At 62.5% G+C, this 24702-nt stretch carries 27 protein-coding genes; 10 read left to right on the top strand and 17 right to left on the bottom strand.

What is annotated here, in order from left to right:
• Positions 1-94 precede the first annotated feature (94 nt).
• From H7X45_RS08170 to aroQ, 6 genes are all read right to left on the bottom strand, one after another.
• Positions 95-361 carry a DUF6289 family protein gene (locus H7X45_RS08170; RefSeq protein ID WP_187334423.1) on the bottom strand — a complete coding sequence of 89 codons (267 nt, stop codon included), beginning with the start codon at positions 359-361 and terminating at the stop codon, positions 95-97.
• Between the two features lie 161 nt (positions 362-522).
• Positions 523-1179, bottom strand: a complete 657-nt coding sequence (locus H7X45_RS08165) for a DsbA family oxidoreductase (protein WP_187334422.1) — start codon at positions 1177-1179, stop codon at positions 523-525.
• A gap of 26 nt (positions 1180-1205) precedes the next feature.
• Positions 1206-2261, bottom strand: coding sequence for an aldo/keto reductase (locus H7X45_RS08160; protein ID WP_187334421.1), 1056 nt, complete (start codon positions 2259-2261; stop codon positions 1206-1208).
• A gap of 111 nt (positions 2262-2372) precedes the next feature.
• Positions 2373-3734 carry an acetyl-CoA carboxylase biotin carboxylase subunit gene (accC, locus tag H7X45_RS08155; protein ID WP_187334420.1) on the bottom strand — a complete coding sequence of 454 codons (1362 nt, stop codon included), beginning with the start codon at positions 3732-3734 and terminating at the stop codon, positions 2373-2375.
• A gap of 147 nt (positions 3735-3881) precedes the next feature.
• Positions 3882-4373 (bottom strand): acetyl-CoA carboxylase biotin carboxyl carrier protein, encoded by a 492-nt coding sequence (gene accB, locus H7X45_RS08150; RefSeq protein WP_187334419.1) that lies wholly within the window; start codon positions 4371-4373, stop codon positions 3882-3884.
• A gap of 46 nt (positions 4374-4419) precedes the next feature.
• Positions 4420-4860 (bottom strand): type II 3-dehydroquinate dehydratase, encoded by a 441-nt coding sequence (gene aroQ / locus H7X45_RS08145; protein ID WP_187334418.1) that lies wholly within the window; start codon positions 4858-4860, stop codon positions 4420-4422.
• A gap of 109 nt (positions 4861-4969) precedes the next feature.
• On the opposite strand from aroQ, the gene thiS reads away from it, so the two are divergent.
• Positions 4970-5170 carry a sulfur carrier protein ThiS gene (thiS, locus tag H7X45_RS08140; RefSeq protein ID WP_187334417.1) on the top strand — a complete coding sequence of 67 codons (201 nt, stop codon included), beginning with the start codon at positions 4970-4972 and terminating at the stop codon, positions 5168-5170.
• Between the two features lie 111 nt (positions 5171-5281).
• Positions 5282-6064 carry a bifunctional sulfur carrier protein/thiazole synthase protein gene (locus tag H7X45_RS08135; protein WP_187334416.1) on the top strand — a complete coding sequence of 261 codons (783 nt, stop codon included), beginning with the start codon at positions 5282-5284 and terminating at the stop codon, positions 6062-6064.
• A gap of 16 nt (positions 6065-6080) precedes the next feature.
• Here H7X45_RS08135 and H7X45_RS08130 read toward each other — a convergent pair whose 3' ends face one another.
• The gene (locus tag H7X45_RS08130; protein ID WP_187334415.1) at positions 6081-6806 is read right to left on the bottom strand and encodes a LytR/AlgR family response regulator transcription factor; all 726 of its coding nucleotides are present in this window, start codon (positions 6804-6806) and stop codon (positions 6081-6083) included.
• Positions 6796-7881 (bottom strand): sensor histidine kinase, encoded by a 1086-nt coding sequence (locus tag H7X45_RS08125; protein ID WP_246449398.1) that lies wholly within the window; start codon positions 7879-7881, stop codon positions 6796-6798. The genes H7X45_RS08130 and H7X45_RS08125 overlap by 11 nt, the downstream gene beginning before the upstream one ends.
• Positions 7882-8110: 229 nt before the next feature.
• On the opposite strand from H7X45_RS08125, the gene H7X45_RS08120 reads away from it, so the two are divergent.
• The 4 genes from H7X45_RS08120 to H7X45_RS08105 all read left to right on the top strand — a co-directional run bounded on the left by H7X45_RS08120 (position 8111) and on the right by H7X45_RS08105 (position 11871).
• Positions 8111-8659, top strand: a complete 549-nt coding sequence (locus tag H7X45_RS08120) for a hypothetical protein (RefSeq protein ID WP_187334413.1) — start codon at positions 8111-8113, stop codon at positions 8657-8659.
• Between the two features lie 172 nt (positions 8660-8831).
• A complete protein-coding gene (locus H7X45_RS08115; RefSeq protein ID WP_187334412.1) occupies positions 8832-9389 on the top strand; it encodes a type 1 glutamine amidotransferase domain-containing protein in 558 nt (185 codons plus the stop codon).
• Between the two features lie 200 nt (positions 9390-9589).
• Positions 9590-11158, top strand: a complete 1569-nt coding sequence (locus H7X45_RS08110) for an alanine/glycine:cation symporter family protein (protein ID WP_232343464.1) — start codon at positions 9590-9592, stop codon at positions 11156-11158.
• Between the two features lie 128 nt (positions 11159-11286).
• The gene (locus tag H7X45_RS08105) at positions 11287-11871 is read left to right on the top strand and encodes a YqaA family protein (RefSeq protein ID WP_187334411.1); all 585 of its coding nucleotides are present in this window, start codon (positions 11287-11289) and stop codon (positions 11869-11871) included.
• Between the two features lie 54 nt (positions 11872-11925).
• On the opposite strand, the gene H7X45_RS08100 is transcribed toward H7X45_RS08105, so the two are convergent.
• The 9 genes from H7X45_RS08100 to H7X45_RS08060 all read right to left on the bottom strand — a co-directional run bounded on the left by H7X45_RS08100 (position 11926) and on the right by H7X45_RS08060 (position 20576).
• A complete protein-coding gene (locus H7X45_RS08100) occupies positions 11926-12564 on the bottom strand; it encodes an SOUL family heme-binding protein (protein ID WP_187334410.1) in 639 nt (212 codons plus the stop codon).
• A gap of 94 nt (positions 12565-12658) precedes the next feature.
• Complete coding sequence (locus H7X45_RS08095; protein ID WP_187334409.1) at positions 12659-13075, bottom strand: VOC family protein; 417 nt, start codon at positions 13073-13075, stop codon at positions 12659-12661.
• Positions 13076-13079: 4 nt separating this feature from the next.
• The gene (locus H7X45_RS08090; RefSeq protein ID WP_187334408.1) at positions 13080-13475 is read right to left on the bottom strand and encodes a hypothetical protein; all 396 of its coding nucleotides are present in this window, start codon (positions 13473-13475) and stop codon (positions 13080-13082) included.
• 129 nt (positions 13476-13604) lie between these two features.
• A complete protein-coding gene (locus tag H7X45_RS08085) occupies positions 13605-14414 on the bottom strand; it encodes an RcnB family protein (protein ID WP_187334407.1) in 810 nt (269 codons plus the stop codon).
• A 213-nt stretch (positions 14415-14627) separates the two neighbouring features.
• Positions 14628-16517: a M1 family metallopeptidase gene (locus tag H7X45_RS08080; protein WP_187334406.1), complete on the bottom strand. Its 1890-nt coding sequence runs from the start codon at positions 16515-16517 to the stop codon at positions 14628-14630.
• Positions 16518-16643: 126 nt separating this feature from the next.
• A complete protein-coding gene (locus H7X45_RS08075; RefSeq protein WP_187334405.1) occupies positions 16644-17054 on the bottom strand; it encodes a hypothetical protein in 411 nt (136 codons plus the stop codon).
• A gap of 84 nt (positions 17055-17138) precedes the next feature.
• The gene (locus tag H7X45_RS08070) at positions 17139-19016 is read right to left on the bottom strand and encodes an ABC-F family ATP-binding cassette domain-containing protein (protein ID WP_187334404.1); all 1878 of its coding nucleotides are present in this window, start codon (positions 19014-19016) and stop codon (positions 17139-17141) included.
• Positions 19017-19209: 193 nt separating this feature from the next.
• Positions 19210-20343, bottom strand: coding sequence for a BaiN/RdsA family NAD(P)/FAD-dependent oxidoreductase (locus H7X45_RS08065; protein WP_246449856.1), 1134 nt, complete (start codon positions 20341-20343; stop codon positions 19210-19212).
• Positions 20344-20396: 53 nt separating this feature from the next.
• Positions 20397-20576 carry a hypothetical protein gene (locus H7X45_RS08060; protein ID WP_187337055.1) on the bottom strand — a complete coding sequence of 60 codons (180 nt, stop codon included), beginning with the start codon at positions 20574-20576 and terminating at the stop codon, positions 20397-20399.
• 135 nt (positions 20577-20711) lie between these two features.
• Between H7X45_RS08060 and H7X45_RS08055 the strand changes: the two genes are divergently transcribed.
• Genes H7X45_RS08055 through H7X45_RS08040 form a run of 4 tightly spaced genes read left to right on the top strand, consistent with a single transcriptional unit; the run spans position 20712 to position 24656 of the window.
• The gene (locus H7X45_RS08055; RefSeq protein ID WP_187334403.1) at positions 20712-22109 is read left to right on the top strand and encodes a circularly permuted type 2 ATP-grasp protein; all 1398 of its coding nucleotides are present in this window, start codon (positions 20712-20714) and stop codon (positions 22107-22109) included.
• 3 nt (positions 22110-22112) lie between these two features.
• Complete coding sequence (locus H7X45_RS08050) at positions 22113-23054, top strand: alpha-E domain-containing protein (RefSeq protein WP_187334402.1); 942 nt, start codon at positions 22113-22115, stop codon at positions 23052-23054.
• A gap of 5 nt (positions 23055-23059) precedes the next feature.
• Positions 23060-23905, top strand: coding sequence for a transglutaminase family protein (locus H7X45_RS08045; protein WP_187334401.1), 846 nt, complete (start codon positions 23060-23062; stop codon positions 23903-23905).
• 13 nt (positions 23906-23918) lie between these two features.
• Positions 23919-24656, top strand: a complete 738-nt coding sequence (locus H7X45_RS08040; protein WP_187334400.1) for a proteasome-type protease — start codon at positions 23919-23921, stop codon at positions 24654-24656.
• Positions 24657-24702 lie beyond the last annotated feature (46 nt).

The following is a 24702-nucleotide window of genomic DNA, read 5'->3' as shown; positions in this document are numbered from 1 at the left end:
GAGCGCCTGAATATATCCTTGGACGGCAGTTAGGGCATGGAAAGATATCGAACCGGATGCGGAGCCGAAGAAATTTTCCCCGGCTCCGCCGCAATCAATATTCGCCGCCACCGCCGCCATATTGGCAAAAGCCTACACGGGCGCGGTCATAATAGGGGGTAGTCGTGCCGTAGCTATCGGCAGGCCTGTCGCAGTGCTGGAATTCGAACCCGACCTGTTCGGTCTTCGAAGCGTCGCTGTAGTAGGTATATTCATAGATGTAGTAGCCGCCCTGTTGCGCGGCTGCGGGCGCGTATGTGACCCCTAATGCAGCGATGGCGGCGCCGGCCCCTGCGAGGGCAAATTTCTTCAAAATATTCATCTTGTACCTCCTCATCGACTGACCCGCTGTCAGCCCTATGAAGGAGCTTATCGTCAGTTGGGGGAAGCAGGGCTGGAAATGGTGCCGTTCCAGATCGAGTCCGGCATTTCAGCCTCTATCGACTTAGGGCGCTGTGAAAATTCAGGTCCATATCGGCGTGGTCAAGCACCGACAGCTTCCTCCGCGATGCGCCGGAGGGCGCGTTCGAAGGCTTCCGGCGGCTGTCCGCCGTTGATGACATAGCGGTCATCGATCACGATCGTGGGCACGGAGCTGACGCCGCCGCGTCGCCAGGTCTCTTCTTCGGCGCGTACTTCTGCGGCAAAACGATCGCTTTCGAGAATGGCGCGGCCCTTCGCTGGGTCAAGGCCTGCATCGGCTGCGCAGCGGATCAAGACATCATGATCTTCAAGTGCCTCGCCATCGGTGAAATAGGCGCTGAACAGCCGATGCTTGAGTTCAAGCTGACAGCCCTCGGACTTGGCCCAGTGGAGCAAGCGGTGCGCATCGAAGGTGTTGTAGATGCGGCCGTCCAAACGGTCCGCCATGGTGAAACCGACATCCGCGGCGCGCTGGCGGATCATCGCGCCGTTCGCCTTACGTTGCTGCGGGCTGGCTCCATATTTCTGCGCGATATGCTCGCCAATATCCTGTCCGCCCGGCGGCATGTCAGGGTTAAGCTCGAACGGGTGGAAGATGATCTGCGCCTCGGTTGCCCCGCCGATCCGATCGAGCGCGATTTCCAGCCCCCGCAGCCCGATGATGCACCAGGGGCAGGATATGTCGGAAACAAAATCGATCTTCATCGGGCGGGGCATGACCGGCGTCCTTTTGCTCTATCGGATCAGCTGTCTTTGCTGCCGCGCGGCGCGGGGTTCAGCAGGTCACGGCGATATTCGCCCTGACGCTCGAACATCCAGCCGGGATATTCGGCCGGTAGCTTGCTGACCTCATCGAGCTGGGCCAGTTCCTCGTCGCTGAGCGCGATGTCCGGTGCGCCAAGATTGTCTTCCAGCTGCGACAGCTTTTTGGCGCCCAGGATCACGCTTGTTACCGCTTTTTGGTGCAGCAGCCAGGACAGCGCGATCTGTGCCATCGACGCCTCATGAGCTTCGGCGATCGGGCGCATCGCCTCGATCACCTTCTCGCCGCGGCTCTTGTCCACCGGCGGGAAATCGAAACCCGCGCGGCGTCCGCCATCTCCGTCCTGATCGCCCGAATATTTTCCGGTCAGATAACCGCCGGCAAGCGGGCTCCAGACGAGCAGGCCCACGCCCTCGTCTTCCATCATCGGCACATGCTCGCGCTCCAGATCGCGCCCGGCGAGCGTATAATAGGCCTGGAGGGATTCGAAACGGGCGAGACCGCGATTATAGCTGATGCCAAGCGCCTTGCTGATCTGCCAGGCAGCCCAGTTGGAGACACCGATATAGCGCACATGACCATGCTGAACGAGCGTGTCGAGCGCATGCATCGTCTCCTCGATCGGCGTCGCGGGATCGAAGCCGTGGATCTGGTACAGGTCGATATGGTCGAGTTGAAGTCGCTCAAGGCTTGCCTTGCAAGCATCGATGATATGGTAGCGCGAATTGCCGCGGCCATTGGGCCCTTCACCCATCTGGCCATAGCCCTTGGTGGCGACGACAATTTCGTCGCGCGGAATGCCAAGGTTCTTGAGCGCGGTGCCCGTAATCTCCTCCGACTTGCCGCCATGATAGACATTGGCGGTATCGATGAAGTTCACGCCCGCGTCGAACGCAGTTTTGACCAGCTCGTCCGCATCATTCTGCCCAAGCGATCCGATCTTGCCCCACATGCCGTCGGCTTCACCAAAAGTCATGGTGCCAAGGCACAGTTCGGAAACGAAAAGGCCGGTTGAGCCGAGACGGTTGTAACGCATGGGGAGTATCCTCGTGACAAATGGGAGGGGCGGCGGTCCAGTGGCCGCCGCCATCACGAGTTCAATGCTTGCAACGCCCCTTCGGTTGCGAAGCGCGACCGATCGCAGGGCTCAGTTCGTCTTGGCCTCGCGCTGATCGGCGAGCCACTTCTCCAGCCATTTGATCGTATAGTCGCCGGCGCGGAATTCCTCGTCCGTCAGCAGCTTCTGATGCAGCGGGATGGTGGTCTTCATCCCCTCGATCACAAACTCCTCGAGCGCGCGGTTAAGGCGCATCAGACAGCCTTCGCGGCTGTGGCCGAAGACAATCAGCTTGGCGATCATGCTGTCATAATAAGGCGGCACCGAATAGCCCTGATAAAGACCGCTATCGACGCGCACGAACAGGCCTCCGGGGGCGTGGTAGGCGGTCACCTTGCCCGGCGACGGCGTGAAGTTTTCCGGGTCCTCGGCATTGATCCGGCATTCGATGGCGTGGCCATTGAATTGAATTTCGTCCTGCGTCTTGGACAGTGGCTCGCCGCACGCGATGCGGATCTGTTCGCGCACGAGATCCATGCCGGTGATCATCTCGGTCACCGGATGTTCGACCTGCAGGCGCGTGTTCATCTCGATGAAGAAGAACTCGCCATTTTCGTAAAGAAACTCGATTGTGCCGGCGCCGCGATAGCCCATGTCGGCCATCGCCTTGACCACGGTGGAACCCATGCGCTCGCGCTCTTCGGCGGTGATGACGGGGGAGGGGGCTTCCTCCAGCACCTTCTGATGGCGCCGCTGCAGCGAGCAGTCGCGTTCGCCCAGATGGATCGCATTGCCCTTGCCGTCGCCGAACACCTGAAATTCGATATGGCGCGGGTCGGCGAGATATTTTTCCATGTAGACCGTGGCATCGCCAAACGCGGCCTTCGCCTCGCTGCGCGCCTGGCCCATCTGGGCTTCGAGCTCCTGCTCGTCGTTCACCACCTTCATGCCGCGGCCGCCGCCGCCGGACGCCGCCTTGATGATCACCGGATAGCCGATGTCCGCGGCTAGCGCCTTGGCCTCGTCCAGATCCTCGATCGCACCGGCAGAGCCGGGAACCAGCGGCAGGCCCAACGCGCCCGCGGTCTTCTTGGCGGCTACCTTGTCGCCCATCGTCTCGATATGTTCGGGTTTGGGGCCGACCCAGATGATGCCGTGGCTCTCTACGATCTCGGCAAACTTCGCATTCTCGGACAGGAAGCCGTAACCGGGGTGAATGGCGTCCGCCTGGCTGATTTCGGCAGCGCTGATGATCGCGGGAATGTTGAGATAGCTGTCGGTTGCCGGCGGCGGGCCGATGCAGATCGCCTCGTCCGCCAGGCGCACATGCATGGCGTCGGCGTCCGCAGTGCTGTGCACGGCGATGGTCTTGATGCCCATCTCGTGGGCGGCGCGATGAATACGCAGCGCAATCTCGCCGCGGTTCGCGATCAGCAGTTTATTGATGGGCATGGGTTTCGTTGACCCTTCTCGGTTCTACGCTGCCAAAAAATTTCTGTCCGGGCTGAGCTTGTTGAAGCCCCGCCTTTCCCCCACCCTAACAGAAGCAGTACCGCCCTTCGACAGGCTCAGGGCGAACGGAGTGCGGGACGAGAGATTCTATTCGATAATCACCAGTGGCTGATCGAACTCGACCGGCTGGCCGTTGGAGACCATGATCTTCTTCACCGTCCCGGCGCTTGGTGCGCTGATCGGGTTCATCACCTTCATCGCCTCCACGATCACCAGCGTATCGCCCGCTTCCACCTTCTGCCCCTCGCTGATGAACGGCTTGGCACCCGGCTCGCTGGCGAGATAGCAGGTGCCGACCATGGGCGAACGGATGGCGTTGGCATCATCATCTGCGCTGTCGGTCTGCGGCGCGGCGGCTTGAGCAGGTGCGGCGCTCGGCGCAGCGGCTGTCGCCGGAGCGGGCGCGGCAACCGGTGCCGCTGCGGCCTGAATGTTGCGCGAGACACGGATGCGGCGCGGGCCGTCTTCCACCTCGATATCGCTGAGGCCGGTATCGCCGAGCATCTCGGCCAGTTCGCGCACCATCGATACGTCGATGTTCATTGGTCCCTCGCTGGGTTTTTCATGTTCGTCGGACATAGGCTTTCAAACCCTTGTTATGATATTTCACGTTGCGGCTGCTTAATCAGAGCCGGGCCGCCGCGTCCAGCGCGAGTTCGTAGGACAGCGCGCCGAAGCCACTGACGGTTCCCTTGGCCGCGCGGGCAATCCAGCTGCGATGGCGAAAGCTTTCGCGTGCATGGGGGTTGGACAGATGAACCTCGATCACCGGCACATCGATCGCGCGGATGGCATCGTAAAGCGCGATCGAGGTGTGCGTGAACGCGCCTGCATTCAGCAGCACCGCTTTGGCCTGGCTCGCCGCTGCCTCGTGCAGCCAGTCGATCAGATGACCCTCATGGTTGGATTGGCGCAAATCGATATCGAAGCCGAGGTCGGCCGCGCGGTCTTCCAGTCGCCCTGCGATATCATCCAGCGTTTCGGGACCGTAGACATCTGGCTCGCGCATACCGAGCAGGTTGAGATTGGGTCCGTTGAGGACGAAGATGGTCTGCCGGTCGGCCAAGTCTGCCCCCTTTTTTGCCGTAAGTGCTCTTGCCCCCCTTTAAACGCCGCGTGCGGGGGAAGTCGAGCGCCCCTCGACTTCCTGGCACCCCGCGCGCTAGAGCAGGGCTATGCTGAACGTCACGATCAACGGCGATGCGAAACGCGTGGAAAGCGGCACCGTCGCCGACATGTTGCGCGCGCTCGGGCTCCATCCGGAAAAGCTGGCGGTGGAACGCAACCGCGAGATCGTGCCGCGCGGCTCGCTGGACCAGGTGATGGTGGAAGAAGGCGATGTGTTCGAGATTGTCCACTTCGTCGGCGGAGGCTGATCGGGCGCGCCGCCACGTGATGCCGACGGTTGATGCGCTCGTCGGGACTCTTCATAGCGGTCGTTCACGGGGAGGGTTTATTCACCGCCCGCGCGCTCCTAAGTCCGGTACATGACCGATTCTTCTCCCGATACCTGGACCGTTGCCGGCCAGACTTTCAACTCGCGCCTCATCGTCGGTACGGGGAAATATAAGGACTTCGAACAGAACGCAGCCGCGCTGAAGGCGAGCGGGGCGGAGATCATCACCGTGGCGGTGCGGCGCGTGAACGTGTCGGACCCCACTCAGCCGATGCTGACCGATCATATCAGCCCGAAGGACTACACCTTTCTGCCCAACACGGCGGGCTGCTTCACCGCCGATGAAGCTGTTCGCACGCTGCGCCTTGCGCGCGAGGCGGGCGGCTGGGATCTGGTGAAGCTGGAAGTGCTGGGGGAGGCGAAAACGCTCTATCCCGACATGCGCGAGACATTGAAGGCCACGGAAACGCTGGTGGCCGAAGGCTTTAAGCCGATGGTCTATTGCGTGGACGATCCGATCGCGGCGAAGCAACTGGAGGAGGCAGGCGCCGTCGCGATCATGCCGCTGGGCGCGCCGATCGGCTCCGGCCTCGGTATCCAGAACCGCGTGACCATCCGCCTGATTGTCGAGGGCGCGAATGTGCCGGTCCTGGTCGATGCCGGCGTCGGCACGGCATCGGACGCGGCAATCGCGATGGAACTTGGCTGCGACGGCGTGCTGATGAACACCGCCATCGCCGAGGCGAAGGACCCGCTGCGGATGGCCGAGGCGATGAAGTTGGCAGTGCAGGCCGGGCGGCACAGTTATCGCGCCGGTCGCATGGCGCAGCGCCGCTATGCCGATCCGTCGAGCCCGTTGGCGGGGCTGATCTGAACGGAGAGCTGGGCACTCATCGCCCAGCTATTTCCTTCGCCTGATTCAGATATTTCCGGCCTATCCGCAGGGATTCGCCGTCCGCAAGCTGGGCATGCCAGACGCCGCCGCCCTCATGGCGCAGGCCGGTAACAAAATCCCGCCGCACGATGTGGCTGCGGTGAATGCGCAGGAATTTTGCTTCGTCCAGCCGCTCTTCCAGCGCGCCGATGGTCTCGTGCAGCAGATAGCTGCGGTCACCCAGATGCAACCGCATATAGTCGCGCTCTGCCTCGATCCGGTCGATGTCTTCAGCGGCGACGCGGATCAGTTCGGATCGGTGCGGCACCCAGAATTCCTGTGCGCCCACTGGCTCCGGCCTCTTTTCGCTTCGGGCTGCCAGAACGCGTGCGACGGCCTTCTCAAGGCGGTCCTGCGCCACCGGCTTCAGCACATAGTCCGCCACGCCCAGCTCGAACGCCTCGACCGCAAATCCATCGAATGCGGTGCAGAAAATGATCGCGGGCGGGGACCGCATACCGCTAAGCGCGCGCGCCACGGCGATCCCGTCGCGGCCCGGCATCGCGATGTCGAGGAGCAGCAGATCGATGCCGCCCGCGCGCACGGCTTTAAGCGCCGCGTCGCCATCGCTGGCGGTGCCGGCAAGTTCCAGCCTGTCGATGCCTGCCACCAATCGTTCAAGCCGCTCCACGGCAAGCGGCTCGTCATCAACGATCAGCGTGTTCAACGTATCAGCGGACATCCAGCGGTATCTCCAGTCGGTTGACGAACCCGCCTTCCGCATCCGGCGAGGCGGAGAAGCGTGCGCGGCTTCCATAGCGCGCTTCCAGTCGATCGCGAACATTGACGAGGCCGATGCCGCCCGGCTCGCCGCGCATCGTGGAGCCTCCGGCGCCGTCATCCGTCACGCTGATGAACAGCGTCGCTTCGTCCACCCGTGCGCGGATTGTGATCGTGACGGGCCCGCGCGCCCGCGACACGCCGTGCTTGATCGCGTTTTCGACAAGCGGCTGGAGAATCAGTGCGGGAACCCTGGCCCGCGCAGCCGCCTCGCTCACTTCGATTCGGCTGCGCAGGCGCTCGGGATAGCGCACCGACTCGATCGCGAGGTAGAGCGACTGCGCCTCCACTTCTTCGGCCAGTGTGACATCGGCCAGCGGATCGCTGGTAAGGCTGGTGCGGTAGAAGGTGGCAAGGTTCATGATCATCGCTTCGGCGCGGTCGGCATCGCCGCGCATCACCAGGGAACTGAGCGAATTGAGCGTGTTGAACAGGAAATGCGGGTTCACCTGATACCGCAGCGCGCGCAGCTCGGCCTCGTGCGCGGCCTGGCTGAGCCGCGCTGCCTGTCGCTCCGCCGCGCGCACCTCGCGGGCGTAGCTCAGCGCCAAAAACAACATGCCCCAGGCGGCAAGGAAGAAGTAGCGGTTGAGCGCCAACTCCGCGAGCGTCTGGACCATGCTCAGGGGTTGCTGGATGCCGATATCGGGCGCGCCAGCAAAGATCCGCTCCGGATCGTAGACATTGAACAGCCAGTAATTGAACAGGCTCATCAAGATCGCGGTCGGTGCGGCGCCGATAAAGGCCGCGGTAATGCGTTGGCCGAACGGCCGGTCGTCGAACAGGCGCAGCAGCAGGCAGAAGCAGAATGTCAGGCCGATGCCGACGAGGGTGACCGCGATGCGACGCCAGATCAGCTCGTCCTGCGCCGGAAAGCCCATCACGGCGGCACGCGCGGTGTTGACCACGGCATAAACAGCCCAGAAGCCGACGATGGAAAGGAACGCCAGGCGCAGGGAAATCGTTCTGCGGGGCATCGGGGCGAGGGTCATGGCGGCGGATTAGCGGCTTGGCGGCGGCTTGTCTGCATCGGCGCACCGTTACGTCACCGCATCGTTTCGTGCGGGAATGTCACAGCGAAATTTCAATTCCCGGCCATTGGCGCAATAACCTTGCTGCGATGCGTCAATTTGCGCTTTAAGATAACATTCACCATGTCCATGATATGACGATCCTCTGTCGAACACGGGTTGGGAGCCTGACATTATGACCGATCAGACCAGCGAAGCGCCGGGAATGGTTACCCTGGCAGAAATGAAGGAATTCGCAGGCTTCACCGCCGCGACGCAGCGCTACATCCGGCGCTCGCTCGACGTGGCTTTTGAGCGCGAAGACGCCGTCAAGCGCTGGAGCCGCGATGTTGGCGAAGTCGCCAGCATCCGCGCCCAATATCGCCTGTATGAGCGGCTCGAAGCGCTGCGCGGCCTCATTCCTACGTCGAGCGACATCGATGCGGCGGAGCCGTTCATGTCACCGCTGATCACGGTTTCGGCGTTCGATCTTGGGCAGGGGCGGATCGAAAGCTTCGCATCCTATCGCTTCCTTTATGAGCGCTTGCTCGGTGCCGACGCGCGGCCTTGGCTTCCCGGTGCCTTCTGCGCCGCGGCGACCCTGCCGCAGCTGCAGCCCGAACAGCGCAAGAAATTGCTGCAGTCGATCACCGAAGCCGCAGCGACGGCGACCGGCTGGTCCAAGCGCGCACCAAGCTTTTTCCCCGAATGGGTTGAAAAGGTAGATGCCGGAAAAGCGAACTGACTCGCTCAGGTCCCGGCTCGATTGAACAGGGGCGCTCCATGAGGAGCGCCCCTTTTTTCTTGTCGGCAGATGGCGTGCGGTTGTTACCTCTATAAGCATGCAGCCTCGCGGAACTCCGGCGCGCCAGCGTTGTTGATCCTTCCGAACAGCTTCAAAGGAAGGAGTTTCTCCCATGGCTATCGAACAGGATCTTACGGGTCTCAACATCCTAATCATTGCAACCGACGGGTTCGAGCAATCCGAGCTTCTGGAGCCGCGCGATCAGCTCTCCGGTGCAGGCGCGACGGTCCATATCGCATCGCTTGCAGAGGGTGAGATCAAGGCTTGGGACGAGGACGACTGGGGCGATAGCGTAGAAGTCGACAAGCTGGTCGCCGACGTTTCAGTCGACGATTATGACGCGCTGGTGCTGCCGGGCGGACAGATCAACCCTGATCTTCTTCGCGTCGAAGACTCGGTGCTCGACCTGATCCGCGAATTCGATAGCTCGGGCAAAACCGTGGCGGCTATCTGCCACGCACCGTGGCTGCTGATCGAAGCGGAGATCATCAACGGGCGCAAGGCTACCAGCTACAAGTCGATCCGTACGGACCTCTCCAATGCCGGAGCGGAAGTGGTCGATGAAAGCGTGGTCGTGGATGACAATCTTATCACCAGCCGCAATCCGGATGATCTCGACAACTTCTGTGCAGCGATCGCAAGCGCTGTACTGGAGGGTGCAGACGCCTAAACTTAGCGTCAAAGATAAACATTTCAGGGCGGGCCGGTGACGGCTCGCCCTTTCTTTTTCAGCGCCGATCGACTCTGCGGCGCCCATTCGCCAGGACTTGGCAATGGGCCCCCGCGGCTTGCCATCGCGCCTTCCTTTGCTAAGCCTGCTGGCTGAACGAGGGCAAGGGAGCGGCAATAGCCGCCGAGGGAAAGCATATCATGGCAAGCGGAGGCGGCATGGCCGCGGCGTTCGAGCGTTGGACCGATCCGGTCATCAACGTATCGGACTTCATTTGGGGCGGCACCTGGAACGGCACGGAGGTGATTCCCTTCCCGCCGATGGTGATCATCTTGCTGGGCGGCGGCCTGTGGATCATGATCGGTCTGCGCGGCTATCCGATCCGCAACCTCATTCCCGCCTTCCGCAAGCTCTTCGTGAAATCGGACAAGGGCGCAGCTGGTGAGATCAGCCCGTTCGCGGCGCTTTCCACCGCGCTATCGGGCCAGGTGGGCACGGGCAATCTGGCCGGTGTCGCCACGGCCATCGCGCTGGGCGGGCCTGGCGCGATCTTCTGGATGTGGATCACCGCGCTGATCGGCATGGCGCTGGGTTTTGCCGAAGGTGCGCTTGCGGTGCGCTTTCGCGAACGCACGCCCGACGGCGAATATCGCGGCGGACCGATGAGCTACATCACCTACGGCCTCGGCCCGAAATGGAAGTGGCTGGCGATCCTGTTCTGCATCGGCACCCTGTTTTCCGCACTCGTCACCGGCAACGGCATTCAGGCCAATTCGGTCGCGGATTCCATCAACGAGCTGACCGGTCTGGAAGACTGGATCGGCGGTATCATCACCGCGATTGCCGTTTTCGTGGTCATCATCGGCGGCATCAAATCGATCGGCGCGGTGGCCGAAAAGGTCGTGCCGTTCATGGCGAGCGCTTACATCATCATGGCGATCATCGCGATCCTGCTCAACATCGCTGACATTCCGGAAACCTTCGGGCGCATCTTCAGCGGCGCGTTCAATGCGCAGTCCGCAAGCGGCGGTTTCGTGGGCGCTGGGTTGATGCTGGCGATCCGTGCCGGTGTGGCCCGCGGCCTGTTTTCCAACGAGGCCGGACAAGGTTCCACCCCGATCGCGCATGCCGTGGCGCAGACCAACGATCCGGCCGCGCAGGGCAATTTCGCCATGCTCGGCACGTTCATCGATACCATCGTCATCTGCACCATGACGGCGTTGGTGATCCTGACCGTGGAGGGGCCGTTCATGGCGACCGATCCGGTCACCGGCCTGAGCGAGCCGGTGAGGCACGCCTGGCAAGCTTCCAACCTGGAAGGTTTCGGGATGACATCCGGCGCTTTCGCCGCGGCATTCCCGCTGGACGTCGCAGGTATCCCGATCGGCACGCTGATCGCATCGGTTGCGCTGATCCTGTTCGTGTTCACCACGCTCCTGACGTGGAGCTATTATGGTGAGCGCGCGATCACCTATCTCTACGATCAGCTGCCCGGCTCAAACGAGCGGGGCGAGCGCCGCCTGCACATGATCTGGCGCGTGCTGTGGTGCATCTTCATCTATATCGGCGCATCCGCCCCGCTCGATTTCATCTGGCGGCTGGGTGATATTTCCAATGCGGCAATGGTGATCCCGAACATGATCGCGCTGCTGGCGCTGTCTGGGGTGGTGTTCGCGCTGGCCCGCGGCGTGCGAAACGCCGGCAAGGACCATGGCCGCGAGACGCCGGCCGAACTCAGCGAAGAGGTGACGGGCGCGCCGGGGCATTAGCTCCGGCGCATCGCCCCCATCTCCGTTCGGGCTGAGCCTGTCGAAACCCTGTTCTTTTCCGCGCGAAGCAGTACAGCCCTTCGACAAGCTCAGGGCGAACGGGCCTTGGCAGCGGGTGCGAGTATTTCATGCTGAGACGCCTCTACGAATGGACGCTGGATAAGGCCGGGCATCGCACCGCGCCGCGCTGGCTGGCCGGTATATCTTTTGCCGAATCGAGCTTCTTCCCCATCCCGCCGGACGTGCTGCTGGCACCGATGTGCCTTGCCAAGCCGCAGCGCAGCTGGTGGTATGCGCTGGTCTGCACCATCGCATCGGTGCTCGGTTCGCTGCTGGGCTATGCGATCGGCTTTTTCCTGTTCGATAAGATCGGCCAGCCAATCCTGGATTTCTACGGCGTCGGCGCGGAGTTCGAGCACTTCAAGCAGCAGTTCAACGCGCAAGGGTGGATCATCGTGCTGCTGGCAGGCTTTACGCCTCTACCGTTCAAAGTGGTTACCATCGCGGCCGGCGCGACGGCGATGCCGCTTCAAATCCTGCTGTTCGCGGCCATCATCTCGCGCGGTGCTCGTTTCTTCCTGGTGGCTGGACTGCTGCGCTTTTTCGGCCCGCCGATGAAGCTATGGATTGATAAACACTTCGCCCTCGCAACCACCGTCCTGGGCGCGCTCGCGATACTGGGCTTCGTGGCGGTCAAATATATCGTGCATTGAAAAAGGCGCGCGAACCCGGTTCGCGCGCCCCTTCATTTGATCCGTTCAATGCGATCAACCGAGCGGTTCTTCGATTGTGCGGAAAACCTCGTCGCGGCGGATCGGGGGCACGATCATCGGGCTGTTATAGCTGGCAAGCTCATGATTGCCGATGCCGTTCCAGCGCCGCTCGGCGACCCACGCATCCAGCCGCTGGATCGTCTCCTGCCACTTCGCATCGCTCGGCGCGCCGCTGACCAGCGCGGTGGCGACGAGCCGCTCCGGCATTTCGCGCAGTGCAATGGAAAGCGGCGGGGCAGGCAGGCTGGCCTTGGTCTTGCCGCGCGGGACGACGAAGCGCACGGCCCAACGGCCGCCCTCATTGTCGAAATCATGTTCGGCATCGCCTTCGATCGAGGCGGTAACAGGTACCGTCATGTCCAGCTTCTCGCCGTCGCGGGACTTGGCGAAATAATAGTCGGACAGGATCTTGAAGCCTTCCTTCTCGGCCTGCTTGCGCGTTCCCGTCACCACCGTTTCGGCGACCAGATAGGGGGCATAGCGGCGCAGCTCGAAATCACCCTCGGTACGCACCGGGCGGTATGCGGGGCTCTCGGTCTGCTTTTCAGAGCGGGCGTAGAGACCATAGCCGATCGCGCCGGCCGCAAGGGCCGCGCCGCCGCCGATTATCGCTTTCTTGGTGGTCGGGTTCATTCTTCAATCTCCATGCATCGAGCACCGGAAATGGCGGTGCGGTCCATGCTGGGAGAATGAATGAAAGCGCTTCCGGTTTCGCTTTCGTAACGGTTCAGCTTGCGAACAGTGCACTATCGTCGGCGAACGCCTTGAACTCCAGCGCGTTGCCGCTGGGATCGGTCAGGAACATCGTCGCTTGTTCGCCGGGCTGTCCCTGAAAGCGAATGGTCGGCTCGATGATGAAAGGCGTTTCGGCGGCGTGGAAGCGCTCTGCCAGCGCCTGCCAATCGGGCATGGTCAGCACCAGGCCGAAATGCGGCACCGGGACATCATGGCCGTCCACCGGATTATGATGCGCAGCGCGCCGCTCCCCGCCCAAATGCGCGACGATCTGATGTCCGTAGAAATCGAAATCGACCCACTGCTCGCTGCTCCGCCCCTCGGGGCAGCCCATCAATTCTCCGTAAAAGGCGCGCGCGGCGGCAAGATCATGGACTGGAAAGGCGAGGTGGAAGGGGCGCAGGCTCATCGGATCAGCGCTGCGGCTCTGGCAGCGGTTCGTCCGCACCCGCTGCGATCTCGGCATCGAGCAGTGGCTCGCAGCGTTCGTAGCGGGTGGTGAGGAAGCGCATGACATCGCCGTCCGCGATGGCGGCATTGGCCTGCGAGCGCGCGGATTCCGCAATCGCCGCAGCGATGATTTCACGCGGCAAGCCGGTTTCCTCCATAACGCGCGAGCCAACGAGACCCGCATAGACCTTGCCCGGCTCCGCCATGGCGCGCAGCCGATCCGCGCCTTCAGCATCCTGCGATTGCTGAAAGGCGATCAGCCCGAAGGTGGCGACGCAATCGATATCGCGCTGCTGCATATCGGTCAGCACGGAAACAGGAGCCGCGGATTGCAGAAGCATGGCGAGGAACAGGGTCATGAAAATTCCGTCAGATTATGTGGGATGCGTCTAGCGGCTCCGGCAATCCGGTGGAAGCGCGCAGCGACGTCTTGAGAGGCAAAAAACCCGGCCGCGCTTGGCGGACCGGGCTTCCTGGTGATGGCGACCTCAATAGAAGAAGTCGTAGATCACGTCGACCGTGCGGCCGTTCCGGACGTCGACGAGCACCGCATCGCCGAAATAGCGGACCCAGCGATAGGGGCCGTACACCGGGGGGAGGCGATAGCGGTAGGGATCGTTGATCCGGTAGCGGTTCGAATAGAACAGCGATCCCAGGATCCCCCCGACCGAGAGGCGGCGATAGCCATAGTTCCGATAAGGCGCGTAATAGCGCGAGGTGAACAGGCCGCGATTGGCACGGCGATAGCGGCGCCAGTCGTAACGGCGATCATTCCGCCAATTGTTGTTCCAGCGATTATACTGGCGTCCGTTATAGGCAAAACGGGCATTATTATACCGGTCCCGCCGATAGTCCGCGCGTCGATCGCGCCGATAGTCACGATAGGCTTCCCGCCTGTCCTGGCGATAATCGCGATAGGCCTCGCGCCGCTGTTCGCGGCGATAATCCCTGCGCCGCTCCGCGCGGCGTTCTGCACGGCGCTGGTCCTGGCGAGCATCCTGCCGTCGATCACGACGCGCTTCGCGGCGTCGCTCGGCGCGCCGCTCAAACTGGCGGGCATCCTGGCGGCGATCCCGGCGCGCCTCCTGCCGACGCTCGGCACGCCGTTCGCTGCGGCGCTCCTGCCGAGCCTCGCCGCGACGTTCGCCGCGTTCCCGCTGCGCAACCGCCGAGGCCGAAATTTCGGTGAAGGCGATGCCGGAACGATCAATCGCGTGGATGTTGGCCTGGGCGGCATCGGCCGCAGCGGGGGTGAGTATGGTGGCGGCCATCAAGGCGCCAAAATACAGGGTGCGCATGGGGTTTCTCCTCTGGCGCAGCAGCGGACCGCTCCGCCGCAATGGGCAACTCCTGTAGCGCCCTCCTGCTTTCCTTCTGGACCGGCCCGTCTGACCTCCCGCTGAACCGTGAAGAAATATTCAGCTAAGATACCGGTTACATGAACAAAGGCGCTCGGAGCACCGGCGACCCCCGCCGATGCTCCAGCCCTGCGCCTTTTTCGAATACTTCGCTTATTGCGAGGGACCGGCCAGGATTTGCTCGGTCATCGCCTGCGCCATCGGGTGATAGCCAGGCTTCGCTTGCGCAAAGGCATCGGCGGCAATGGCGTGGCCCCAGTCGCCCTGGGCTTCCAGCGCCTGATAGAGCGGCCGGATCAGCAGCATGCGCCCGACGCTGTTCAGATAATTCTTCAGCGAAGGCACCGCGGGTTCGTAGCGGTTCGGGATCGCAATCTCATACCACGCCGAACGGACATAGGGGTTGGTGCTGTTCGAAAGGTTCAGCCCTTTATCCATCTCCTTCAGCCGCGCTGCCGTCTGCTGCTTCGGCACGCCGCGCAGGAAGCGCAGCCATTGCTGCGTGCTCCAGCCGTCGGTGTCGACCGCCGAAGCGGGGCCCCCGGCGTTGAACGCCGCGAGTTCCCGGTCGACCTCGGCCAGCGTGCTGGATCGGACATGCACGGCATTGTTGGGCAGGCCCGGCTGATAGGCCCACTCGTCAAGCTGGAGCTGGTTTTCCAGCTGCGTATCGCCCTTGATCAGGTTCGTGCGCAGATCGGTCAGGAAGCCCGCGGAGGTCTGCGGCTGGAAGGCATGGCGGTCAAAATAGCCGCGCAGATATTCGTCGAACCGCTCGCGCCCGACCGCTTTCTCGATGGTGCGCAGGAAGGTCGATCCTTTGAAGTAGTCGAGCTGACCCGCCGTTGCCCCCGGCTCACCGTGCAGGCGCGTGGCGGGTGCATCCATACCGCCAGCATTCTCGATGTCCTTGAGCATCTGCGCATAATCGAGATCGGCGTACATGGCGGCGCGCTCCGGCCCGTACACCGCCTCCATAATGCGGTTTTCGAAATAGGTGGTGAAGCCTTCGTTCAGCCAGCTGTCCGACCAGGTGGCATTGGTGACGAGATTGCCCGACCAGCTATGCGCCAGCTCATGCGCGACGACATCGGTGTTGGAGCGGTCTCCGGTAATGATGGTGGGGGTGAGGAAGGTGAGCGTCGGGTTCTCCATTCCGCCATAGGGAAAACTCGGCGGCAGGACGAGCATGTCGTACCGGCCCCAGCGATAGGGGCCGTAGAGGTCTTCCGCCGCGGAAATCATCTTCTCGACGTCCTGAAACTCGCTCGCCGCGGCGTCGATCAGCTCGGGCTCGGTATAGACGCCGCTATTCGGACCGAGCTTCTGGAAGGCGAGATTGCCGACCGCGAGCGCGATCAGATAGGGCGGCACCGGATTGTCCATCTTGAACCGGTAGCTCACGCGGCCATCGGCGGTGGGCACGCCGTCCGGCGTAAGCTTGTCGCCGCTCATCACCGCGACAAGGCCCTTGGGAACGGTGATGCGCGCGTCCCAGGTCTGGCGGATGCCGGGGCTGTCCTGTGTAGGGATCCAGCTGCGGTTGTTGATCGGCTGGCCCTGGCTGAACAGATAGGGCTTCTGTCTGCCTGCGGTCGCTTCCTTGGGCAACCATTGCAGCGCATCGGCGCCGGGTGCGCTGGCGTAGGTGATCTTGATCTTGTCGTTTCCGTTCAGCTCAACCGTCAGCGGGCTGCCGAGCTGATCGTCCGATTTGCCCACGGTGTAGGGCAGGGCGTTGCCGTCCATATCGGTGATCGATTGGATTTGAAGGCCGTTGTCGTCCAGCACCACGCTTTTGGCGCCAGGCTCCGCCACCACATCGAGCACCGCCGTGCCGTACAGGCGCTTGTTATCGAAATCGGTCACGAGATCGAGATCGACGTGCGAAACGCGCGCCGTCTCCGGCTCGGCATAGGTCCAGACATCTTCGGCGAAGCTGGCCGGTGCCGCCGTCGCGGCTGCGACAGGCGCGTCCTGCGCTAGAGCAGCGCCGCTGACGCTGGTCATGAGAAGAAGGGCGGCGGAGGTGGCAAGGCGCATGGAAATTCCTGTTCGTCTAATCGCTTGTAGGCGGCGTAGCCCGGACATAGGCACGCCGCCCGATCAGATGAACAGGTAAATCGATCGGCCTTTACTGGAACTGAAGCGACTGGGCGCGGAGGTGGTTCAGGCGCGGCGGGCCTCGGCGCGTGAGACCAAGCCTTCATCGTTCTCGAACTCGCTGAAAAGCCACAGCTCGGCCTCCTCCAGCGTCTCGAAGACGGCGGCATGGCCGCGAACGCTGAGGATTCGCCGGGTCTGCAACTTGGTAAGCGAGCCTTGCCGGGCCACCGCAATCCGCTTGGCCTTATAGGTGGCGGTCAGCACCAGATGCTGAAGAGCCGCGACGACCTCCTGGGGCTGGATCTTCGCTTCCGATGTGTCGATCAATAGGTAAAATTCGCCCGACCCGAGACCTATGGATTCCACGGCGGCGCGTTCGTCCTCTGCGAAGCTGGCGACATCGGACAGCGAAAGGAAGCCGAGCATGCTCGCCTTGACGAGTTTGCGGCTCGGATCGGTGCTGACGGTTATCATGATGGACTCCCTGCCTGAGCGAATCCCCCTGGTACGGCTTAGCCTTTGCAGACCTAAAATTCCTTTAAGACAATGAGATGCGGATCAGGCGAGGATGGTCTCCAGCTTCTCGCTTGCCTCCAGCCAGACGGTTTCCGCCTCCTCGATCCTTTCCTCCACGCCGGCCCGAAGTTTCATCAGTTCGGTCATGGTAAGGTCTGCCAGCTTGCCCTCCGCGCTCGCAGGATCGAACATGGCGCGGTCGATCGCGCTGCGTTCGGTGGTGAGTTTGGCCAGCTGCGTTTCCGCCTTCTTCGCCGCATCGCGCAGGCCCTTGTTCTGCTCGCGCAGTTGTGCGGCGGCCTGGCGCGCTTCCTTCTTACTGAGCTTGGGCTCGGACGATTTCTTGCCCTCGGAGGCCGGCTCCTTGGCCAACACGAAGGCGATGTAATCGTCGATCGAGCCGTCATATTCGCGCGCCGTGCCGTCATCGACCAACACGAGCCGGTCGGCCGTCATTTCCAGCATGTGCCGATCATGGCTGACGATCAGCACCGCGCCCGAAAAGGCGGTAAGCGCCTGGATCAGTGCCTCGCGCGCATCGACGTCGAGATGGTTGGTCGGCTCATCGAGGATCAGGAGGTGCGGCGCGTCGCGGGTGATCAGCGCCAGCGCCAGCCGCGCTCGCTCGCCGCCCGAAAGCTTGCCGACAAGCGTAGTCGCCTTGTCCGGACCGAAACCGAAGCGGCCTAGCTGCGCGCGCACCTTGGACGGCGTTTCGCCCTTCATCAGCCGCGTCATATGGGTGAGCGGCGTTTCGTCGCGGTCCAGTTCCTCCACCTGATATTGCGTGAAATAGCCGACGCGCATCTTGCCGCTGGCGTTCATCTCGCCATCCAGCGGGGCGAGCTGCGCAGCGAGCAGCCGGGCGAGCGTGGTCTTGCCGTTTCCGTTGCGACCGAGCAGCGCGATGCGATCGTCCGGATCCATCCGCAAGTTCAGGCGCTGCAACACCGGCTCGCCATTATAACCGACCGCAGCCTGATCCAGCGTGATGAGCGGCGGGCGCAGCTCGCCCGGATCGGGGAAGTCGAAGCTGAGCGAGGGATCGTCCACCAGTTCGGCAATCGGCTGCATCCGCGCCAGCGCCTTGGCGCGCGACTGGGCCTGTTTGGCAGTGGAGGCGCGCGCGCTGTTGCGGGCGATATAGTCCTTCAGCCGGTCGGCCTGCGCTTCCTGCTTGGCCTTGGCCGACGCCAGCTGCGCCTGCCGCTCGGCCCGCTGCCGCTCGAACGCGTCATAGCCGCCGGGGTACAGCGTCAGGCCGCCGCGCTCCAGATGCAGTATATGGTCGACGACATTGTTCAGAAAATCGCGCTCATGGCTGACCAGTAGGATCGTGCCGGGATAGGAGAGGAGAAAGTCCTCCAGCCACAGCACCGCTTCCAGATCGAGATGGTTCGACGGTTCGTCGAGCAGCAGCACATCGGGCGCGGAGAAGAGGAGCGCGGCGAGCGCGACGCGCATGCGCCAACCGCCCGAAAAGCTGTCGAGCGGGCGGTGCTGCGCGTCTTCGTCGAAACCGAGGCCGGCCAGAATGCGCGCCGCGCGGGAGGGTGCGGAATGTGCATCGATGGCGATCAGCCGCTCATGGACTTCGGCCAGGCGTTCGGCGTCGAGCTCGCCCTCGCTCTCCGCCATCAGCGCGGCACGTTCGATATCCGCGGCCAACACCTCTTCGAACGGCGTGGTCTGTCCGCCCGGCGCTTCCTGCGCAATATAGCCGAGGCGCGTGCCTTTAGGCATTTCCGCACCGCCGCTGTCAGGCTCCAGCGATCCGGCGATGACGCGCACCAGCGTGGTTTTGCCCGCTCCATTGCGGCCCACTAAGCCGACGCGCGAGCCCGGCGGCAAGGCAGCCTTGGCTCCGTCGAGGATCAGCCGCCCGCCCAGGCGGACCGTAATGGCGTTGAGATTGAGCATGGCCGCGCGATTAGCAGGGCGGGGCGGGCGGGGGAAGTCCGCGGCGCATTTGGTGGTCTTAACCACCGTAGCCCTGAGCCGGTGGCGCCATGCGCCGTCTCCGACTCCGAAGGGCGCTTCTCGTATAGGCGCGGCGCTCGGCCGATAGACGTCCTTCGACAGGCTCAGAACTTACGGTTTTTGGAATTGGAGCTTACCGCTCCCCGATCGCGACGCCTGCCGCCCAGCCGCTGGCCCAGGCCCATTGGAAGTTATAGCCGCCGAGCCAGCCGGTCACGTCCACGGCTTCGCCGATCGCATATAGGCCGGGCACCGTTTTCGCCTCCATTGTTTGGGAGGAAAGCCCCGTGGTGGCGATGCCCCCCGCGGTCACTTCCGCCTTGGCGAAGCCTTCGCTGCCATTGGGAACGAAAGTCCAGGCGGCCAGTTGCCGCGCGGCGGATTCCAACTTGCGGTCGGGCAGGTTGGCCAGCTCTCCGGGCAGATCGAGCCGTTCGGCTAGCGTTTCGGCGAGCCGGGCGGGAAGTGCGCCGCCGAGCACGCCTTTGACGGTCGCGCGGGGCGTTTCGCGCTTGGCCGTAATCAGCCAGTCCGGTGAATGGTCCGGCAGGAAATCGATCGTCACGGCATCGCCCGGCCGCCAGTAGCTGGATACCTGCAAGATCGCGGGGCCGGACAGGCCGCGATGCGTAAACAGCGCCGCTTCCCTGAACGCGGCTTTGTTCGCGCGTGCCTCCACCGGCGCGGCGACACCGGAGAGCGCGCGGAACAGCACATCCTCTCCGCCCAGCGTCAGCGGAACCAAGGCAGGCCGCGGCTCCACGATCTTGAGGCCGAAGCGGCGGGCGAGATCATAGGCAAAGCCGGTCGCGCCCATTTTCGGGATCGAGGGCCCCCCGGTGGCGATCACCAGCGCCGGTGCGCTCAATTTGCGGTCACCGACCCGCAGCGAGAAGGCGCCATCGGAATGGGAAACGTCCTGCGGCGCTTGGCCCAGGGCCAGTTCCACGTCGCCTTTCGCGCATTCCTCCAGGAGCATGTCGACGATCTGCTTGGCCGATCCGTCGCAGAACAGCTGGCCCAGGGTCTTCTCGTGCCAGGCGATGCTATAGGCCTTTACGAGATCGAGAAAATCGCGCGCAGTGTAGCGGGCGAGCGCGGACTTGGCGAAGTGGCGATTGGCCGAAAGATAGCGGTCCGGCGCGGTCCCCAAATTGGTGAAATTGCAGCGCCCGCCGCCGGAAATCAGGATTTTTTTGCCCGGCCGGTCTGCATGGTCGATCAGCAGCACCCGCTTGCCCCGCTGGCCCGCCACGGCGGCGTCCATCAGCCCCGCCGCGCCCGCGCCCAACACGATGGCATCGAAACGCTCCACGCCCGTCAGCGCTTCTTGGCGATCTTGATCTTGTCTTGCTTGGCGCGCGCCTTGGTCGATTCCTCGCTGCGGCTCATGGCCTTGGCAATCGCCTTCAGCCCCATGCCCTTGCCCGCCAGCCGGTGCAGCGTCTGCAGTTCGTCCGCGGTCCAGGGTTGTTTGTGACGTTCGAATTTGTCGCTCATGCCGCGCGCTTTCCCACGGCCCAAGCGGCAAGGCAAGCGTGGGGGCGGAACTGACCGGCCGCTTCACACGTATAGTTTCAGGACGGAGGCGAAACGAATGCCTCCCAAAAAAGGGGAAAGCCACTGTTCGACGAAATGCTGGGAGATGGCGACGCCACGCGTGAGCCCTATGGCGACTATCGCCGCTGGTTCGATTCCGAAGATGCAGAGCGTCTTTTGCGAAAATCCGAACAGGCCGAGAATTTCTTCCGGCGAACAGGCATCACCTTCAATGTTTACGGACGCGAGGAAGCCGAAGAGCGGCTGATCCCGTTCGATATCATCCCCCGCATTCTGTCCGCCCGCGAATGGCGCAAGCTCTCACGCGGTATCGAACAGCGCGTGCGTGCCCTCAACGCTTTCCTCCATGACATCTATCACCGTCAGGAAATTCTGCGGGCAGGCAAGGTGCCTTGGCAATTGGTGGCCAATAATGAGGCCTATCTCGCCAAGATGATCGGCGTGTCCCCGCCAGGCGATATCTATACTCACATCGTCGGGACGGACATCGTACGGACCGGAGATGACGACTTCTTCGTGCTGGAAGACAATGCCCGCACGCCTTCAGGCGTCAGCTACATGCTGGAAAACCGCGAATCCATGCTCCAGATGTTTCCGGAGCTGTTTGCCAAGATCCCGGTCCAGCGAGTGTCCGATTATCCTCAGGCACTTCGCCGCTCGCTCGCCGCCTGCGCGCCGCCGCGTTGCGAGGGCAAGCCGACCGTCGCGGTGTTGACGCCCGGCATTCACAACAGCGCCTATTTTGAACACAGCTTTCTGGCCGATCAGATGGGCGTGGAACTGGTCGAAGGCCATGATCTGCGGGTTACGAATGGCAAGATCGCCATGCGCACGACGCGCGGATATGAGCCGGTGGACGTCCTTTATCGCCGGATCGACGACGATTTTCTTGATCCGCTGAACTTCAATCCGGAATCGCTTCTGGGCGTGCCGGGGATTCTCGATGTCTATCGGTCGGGCGGCATCACGATCGCCAATGCGCCGGGCACCGGTATCGCCGACGACAAGGCGATCTACAGTTATATGCCGGATATCGTGCGCTTCTATACGGGCGAGGCACCAATCCTGAAGAACGTTGAGACATGGCGCTGTTCCGATGCGGAAAGCCTGCAATATGTGCTCGATAACCTTGCAGAGCTCGTCGTGAAGGAAGTGCACGGATCGGGCGGCTACGGCATGCTGGTCGGCCCGGCCGCCACCAAGGATGAGGTCGAGGAATTCCGGAAGAAGCTGGAGGCGAAGCCAAACGGTTATATCGCACAGCCCACTTTGGCGCTCTCCACCGTGCCGATCTTCGCCGACAGCGGACTTGCCCCGCGCCATGTCGATTTGCGTCCCTTTGCGCTGGTTTCGCCGGCAGGCATCGACATCACGCCCGGCGGACTGACCCGCGTGGCGATGACCGAGGGATCGCTGGTGGTCAATTCCAGTCAGGGAGGCGGCACCAAGGACACTTGGGTGCTGGAGGAATAAGCGATGCTAGGAAAGACCGCAGGGGGCCTCTACTGGATGGCCCGATATATGGAGCGCAGCGAAAACTATGCGCGGCTGTTGGAAGCAGGTCTGCGCATTGCGATGACGCGCAATTCCTCCGCCAATGACGAGTGGGCGTCCATCCTCACCACCGCTGCCAGCCGCGATGCTTTTGCCGCGAAATTCGAGGAATTCCACCAGTCCGACGTGATCGACTGGTTGCTGCGAGACCGCGACAATCCGTCCAGCGTTCTCAACGTCGTCAAGGCCGCGCGCGACAATGCCCGGCTGGTGCGCACCGCGCTGACCCGCGAGGTGTGGGAATCGGTCAACGAATGCTGGATGGAGATGAAGCGCGCGTTAGCCGAGCCAGTGGCCGACCGCGATCTTCCCGACATGATCGACATGATCCGCCGCTACAGCGCGCTGGTCCGCGGCGCGATCTTAGGGACGCAGCTTCGCAATGAAGGCTTTCACTTTGCCAGGCTCGGTACCTTCATCGAGCGGGCAGACAGCACCGCGCGCATTATCGACGTGAAATATTTCGTGCTGCTGCCGTCCAGCATCGGCGTTGGCTCCAGCATGGACAATGTTCAGTGGGAGACAATCCTGCGCTCCTGCTCTGCGCACAGCGCCTATCGCTGGGCGGTCGGCAGCGACATGAGCGCCCGATCGATCACGGATTTCCTGATCTTCAACCGGCAACTGCCCCGCAGCCTCGCCTTTTGTTACGATACCATTGCCAAATGTTCCGATTTCATCGCGGGTGAGCATGGCGAGGAAATGGATAGCTGCATCCGTGCCCGCACGATCGCGGCAAAGCTGAACAACAGCACGATTCAATCGGTCTTCGAAGAAGGATTGCACGAGTTTCTCGGCAACTTCCTGGATGAGAATGCCGGCGTCGCCGCCGCGATCGAACAAGATTATCGTTTTCTGGATTGACCCCTATGCGTCTCACCATCTTTCACCGAACCACCTATGGCTATGACGCCGGTGTCCCGTACGGCCTGCAACAGGTCCGCCTTACGCCGAAGGCCCGCGCCGGCCAGCGTATCATCGATTGGTCGATCGAGGTTTCCGGAGGCACCAAGGAACTGACCTTTGACGACGAGCACAATAATGCGGTCGACCTCATTCGGATCGAACCGGGGGCTACCGAACTTTCGATCATCTGCCGCGGTGAGGTCGAGACACCGCAGACCGATGGCATCATCGGCGGTCATGGTGGTTACGCGCCGCTCTGGCTGTTCCGCCGCCAGACATCGCTGACCCAGGTTGGCGAGGGCGTTCGCGGCATTCTGGCAGACCTGAAATCGGACGATGCCGATATCTCCCGGCTGCATGCGCTGTCCGCGTTGATCCGCGACCGGGTCGATTATCAGGTCGGCACATCCAATGTCGAAACATCCGCCGAGGATGCGATCCGGAACAAGCAGGGGGTGTGTCAGGACCATGCGCATGTCTTCATCGCCGCCGCGCGCGAACTCGGCTATCCGGCACGCTATGTGTCCGGCTATCTCAAGATCGATGACGTGATCGATCAGGATGCGACCCATGCGTGGGCGGAAGCCTATGTGGACGGCGTCGGCTGGATCGGTTTCGATATTTCCAATGTCATCTCGCCGGATGAACGCTATGTCCGCGTCGCAACAGGGCTGGACTATCGCGGGGCCGCTCCGATATCGGGAATGCGCTATGGCTCCGCGCAGGAAGAGCTACACGTCGACCTGAAGGTCCAGACGCAGGGTCAGCAGCAACAGCAAAGTCAGGGTTCGACGTCCGGCCCTTCCTAGGGATTTGAAATTTATGACCTATTGCGTGGGCCTCAAACTCGACAGGGGCCTCGTTTTCATGTCCGACACCCGTACCAATGCGGGCGTGGACGATATTTCCACCGTGAAGAAACTGACCTGCTGGGAAGTGCCCGGTGACCGGGTGATCGTGGTGCTAAGCGCGGGTAATCTCGCCACGACACAGGCCGTCATCAGCCTGATCGACGAGCGTTCGAAGGCGCCGGCCGACCGGACGCCGACGATCATGGGCGCGCCGTCCATGTTTCAGGTCGCGACCATCATCGGCGATACGCTGCGCGAGGTGATCCGCAAGCAGGTGAAAGAAACGGGCGGCAAGCCTGGCACATTCAATGGCACGCTGATTGTGGGCGGGCAGGTGGGCGATGGCGATCCCACGCTTTTCTACATCTATCCCGAAGGCAATTTCATCGAGGCGGGGCAGGATAATCCCTTCTTCCAGTCCGGCGAAACCAAATATGGCCGCCCGATCCTGGTGCGCGCCTATGATCCCAAGATGAGCTTTGAGGAGGCGGTGAAGCTGCTGCTCGTCTCGTTCGACTCGACCATTCGCGCCAATGCCGGCGTCGATCCGCCAATCGATCTCATGGTGGTCGACCCGCAGAGCAAGAGCGTGCTCCACAAGAAGCGCTTCGGTCCGCACGATCCTTATTTCGCGCAGGTTTCAACCGGCTGGGGCGATGCGTTGAAGAATGCCTTCAACTCGCTGCCGGACTTCAGCTTCGACGATTGAGCGCAAGGCGAACGCGCCGTTTGATCGCAGCGCCCGGCGCGCCTAT

Origin of the sequence: Novosphingopyxis iocasae, from assembly GCF_014334095.1 — a bacterium.
Taxonomy (GTDB): domain Bacteria; phylum Pseudomonadota; class Alphaproteobacteria; order Sphingomonadales; family Sphingomonadaceae; genus Novosphingopyxis; species Novosphingopyxis iocasae.
The sequence above is the reverse complement of the archived record's forward strand: the minus strand, read 5'-3'. Positions and strand labels throughout refer to the sequence as shown.

Excerpts from the sequence above, each read along its gene's own strand:
- H7X45_RS08170 (WP_187334423.1), bottom strand. The coding sequence starts at position 361 with ATGAATATTTTGAAGAAATTTGCCCTCGCAGGGGCCGGCGCCGCCATC.
- H7X45_RS08165 (WP_187334422.1), bottom strand. The coding sequence starts at position 1,179 with ATGCCCCGCCCGATGAAGATCGATTTTGTTTCCGACATATCCTGCCCC.
- H7X45_RS08160 (WP_187334421.1), bottom strand. The coding sequence starts at position 2,261 with ATGCGTTACAACCGTCTCGGCTCAACCGGCCTTTTCGTTTCCGAACTG.
- accC (WP_187334420.1), bottom strand. The coding sequence starts at position 3,734 with ATGCCCATCAATAAACTGCTGATCGCGAACCGCGGCGAGATTGCGCTG.
- accB (WP_187334419.1), bottom strand. The coding sequence starts at position 4,373 with ATGTCCGACGAACATGAAAAACCCAGCGAGGGACCAATGAACATCGAC.
- thiS (WP_187334417.1), top strand. The coding sequence starts at position 4,970 with ATGCTGAACGTCACGATCAACGGCGATGCGAAACGCGTGGAAAGCGGC.
- H7X45_RS08135 (WP_187334416.1), top strand. The coding sequence starts at position 5,282 with ATGACCGATTCTTCTCCCGATACCTGGACCGTTGCCGGCCAGACTTTC.
- H7X45_RS08130 (WP_187334415.1), bottom strand. The coding sequence starts at position 6,806 with ATGTCCGCTGATACGTTGAACACGCTGATCGTTGATGACGAGCCGCTT.
- H7X45_RS08125 (WP_246449398.1), bottom strand. The coding sequence starts at position 7,881 with ATGCCCCGCAGAACGATTTCCCTGCGCCTGGCGTTCCTTTCCATCGTC.
- H7X45_RS08120 (WP_187334413.1), top strand. The coding sequence starts at position 8,111 with ATGACCGATCAGACCAGCGAAGCGCCGGGAATGGTTACCCTGGCAGAA.
- H7X45_RS08115 (WP_187334412.1), top strand. The coding sequence starts at position 8,832 with ATGGCTATCGAACAGGATCTTACGGGTCTCAACATCCTAATCATTGCA.
- H7X45_RS08110 (WP_232343464.1), top strand. The coding sequence starts at position 9,590 with ATGGCAAGCGGAGGCGGCATGGCCGCGGCGTTCGAGCGTTGGACCGAT.
- H7X45_RS08105 (WP_187334411.1), top strand. The coding sequence starts at position 11,287 with ATGCTGAGACGCCTCTACGAATGGACGCTGGATAAGGCCGGGCATCGC.
- H7X45_RS08100 (WP_187334410.1), bottom strand. The coding sequence starts at position 12,564 with ATGAACCCGACCACCAAGAAAGCGATAATCGGCGGCGGCGCGGCCCTT.
- H7X45_RS08095 (WP_187334409.1), bottom strand. The coding sequence starts at position 13,075 with ATGAGCCTGCGCCCCTTCCACCTCGCCTTTCCAGTCCATGATCTTGCC.
- H7X45_RS08090 (WP_187334408.1), bottom strand. The coding sequence starts at position 13,475 with ATGACCCTGTTCCTCGCCATGCTTCTGCAATCCGCGGCTCCTGTTTCC.
- H7X45_RS08085 (WP_187334407.1), bottom strand. The coding sequence starts at position 14,414 with ATGCGCACCCTGTATTTTGGCGCCTTGATGGCCGCCACCATACTCACC.
- H7X45_RS08080 (WP_187334406.1), bottom strand. The coding sequence starts at position 16,517 with ATGCGCCTTGCCACCTCCGCCGCCCTTCTTCTCATGACCAGCGTCAGC.
- H7X45_RS08075 (WP_187334405.1), bottom strand. The coding sequence starts at position 17,054 with ATGATAACCGTCAGCACCGATCCGAGCCGCAAACTCGTCAAGGCGAGC.
- H7X45_RS08070 (WP_187334404.1), bottom strand. The coding sequence starts at position 19,016 with ATGCTCAATCTCAACGCCATTACGGTCCGCCTGGGCGGGCGGCTGATC.
- H7X45_RS08065 (WP_246449856.1), bottom strand. The coding sequence starts at position 20,343 with ATGGACGCCGCCGTGGCGGGCCAGCGGGGCAAGCGGGTGCTGCTGATC.
- H7X45_RS08060 (WP_187337055.1), bottom strand. The coding sequence starts at position 20,576 with ATGAGCGACAAATTCGAACGTCACAAACAACCCTGGACCGCGGACGAA.
- H7X45_RS08055 (WP_187334403.1), top strand. The coding sequence starts at position 20,712 with ATGCTGGGAGATGGCGACGCCACGCGTGAGCCCTATGGCGACTATCGC.
- H7X45_RS08050 (WP_187334402.1), top strand. The coding sequence starts at position 22,113 with ATGCTAGGAAAGACCGCAGGGGGCCTCTACTGGATGGCCCGATATATG.
- H7X45_RS08045 (WP_187334401.1), top strand. The coding sequence starts at position 23,060 with ATGCGTCTCACCATCTTTCACCGAACCACCTATGGCTATGACGCCGGT.
- H7X45_RS08040 (WP_187334400.1), top strand. The coding sequence starts at position 23,919 with ATGACCTATTGCGTGGGCCTCAAACTCGACAGGGGCCTCGTTTTCATG.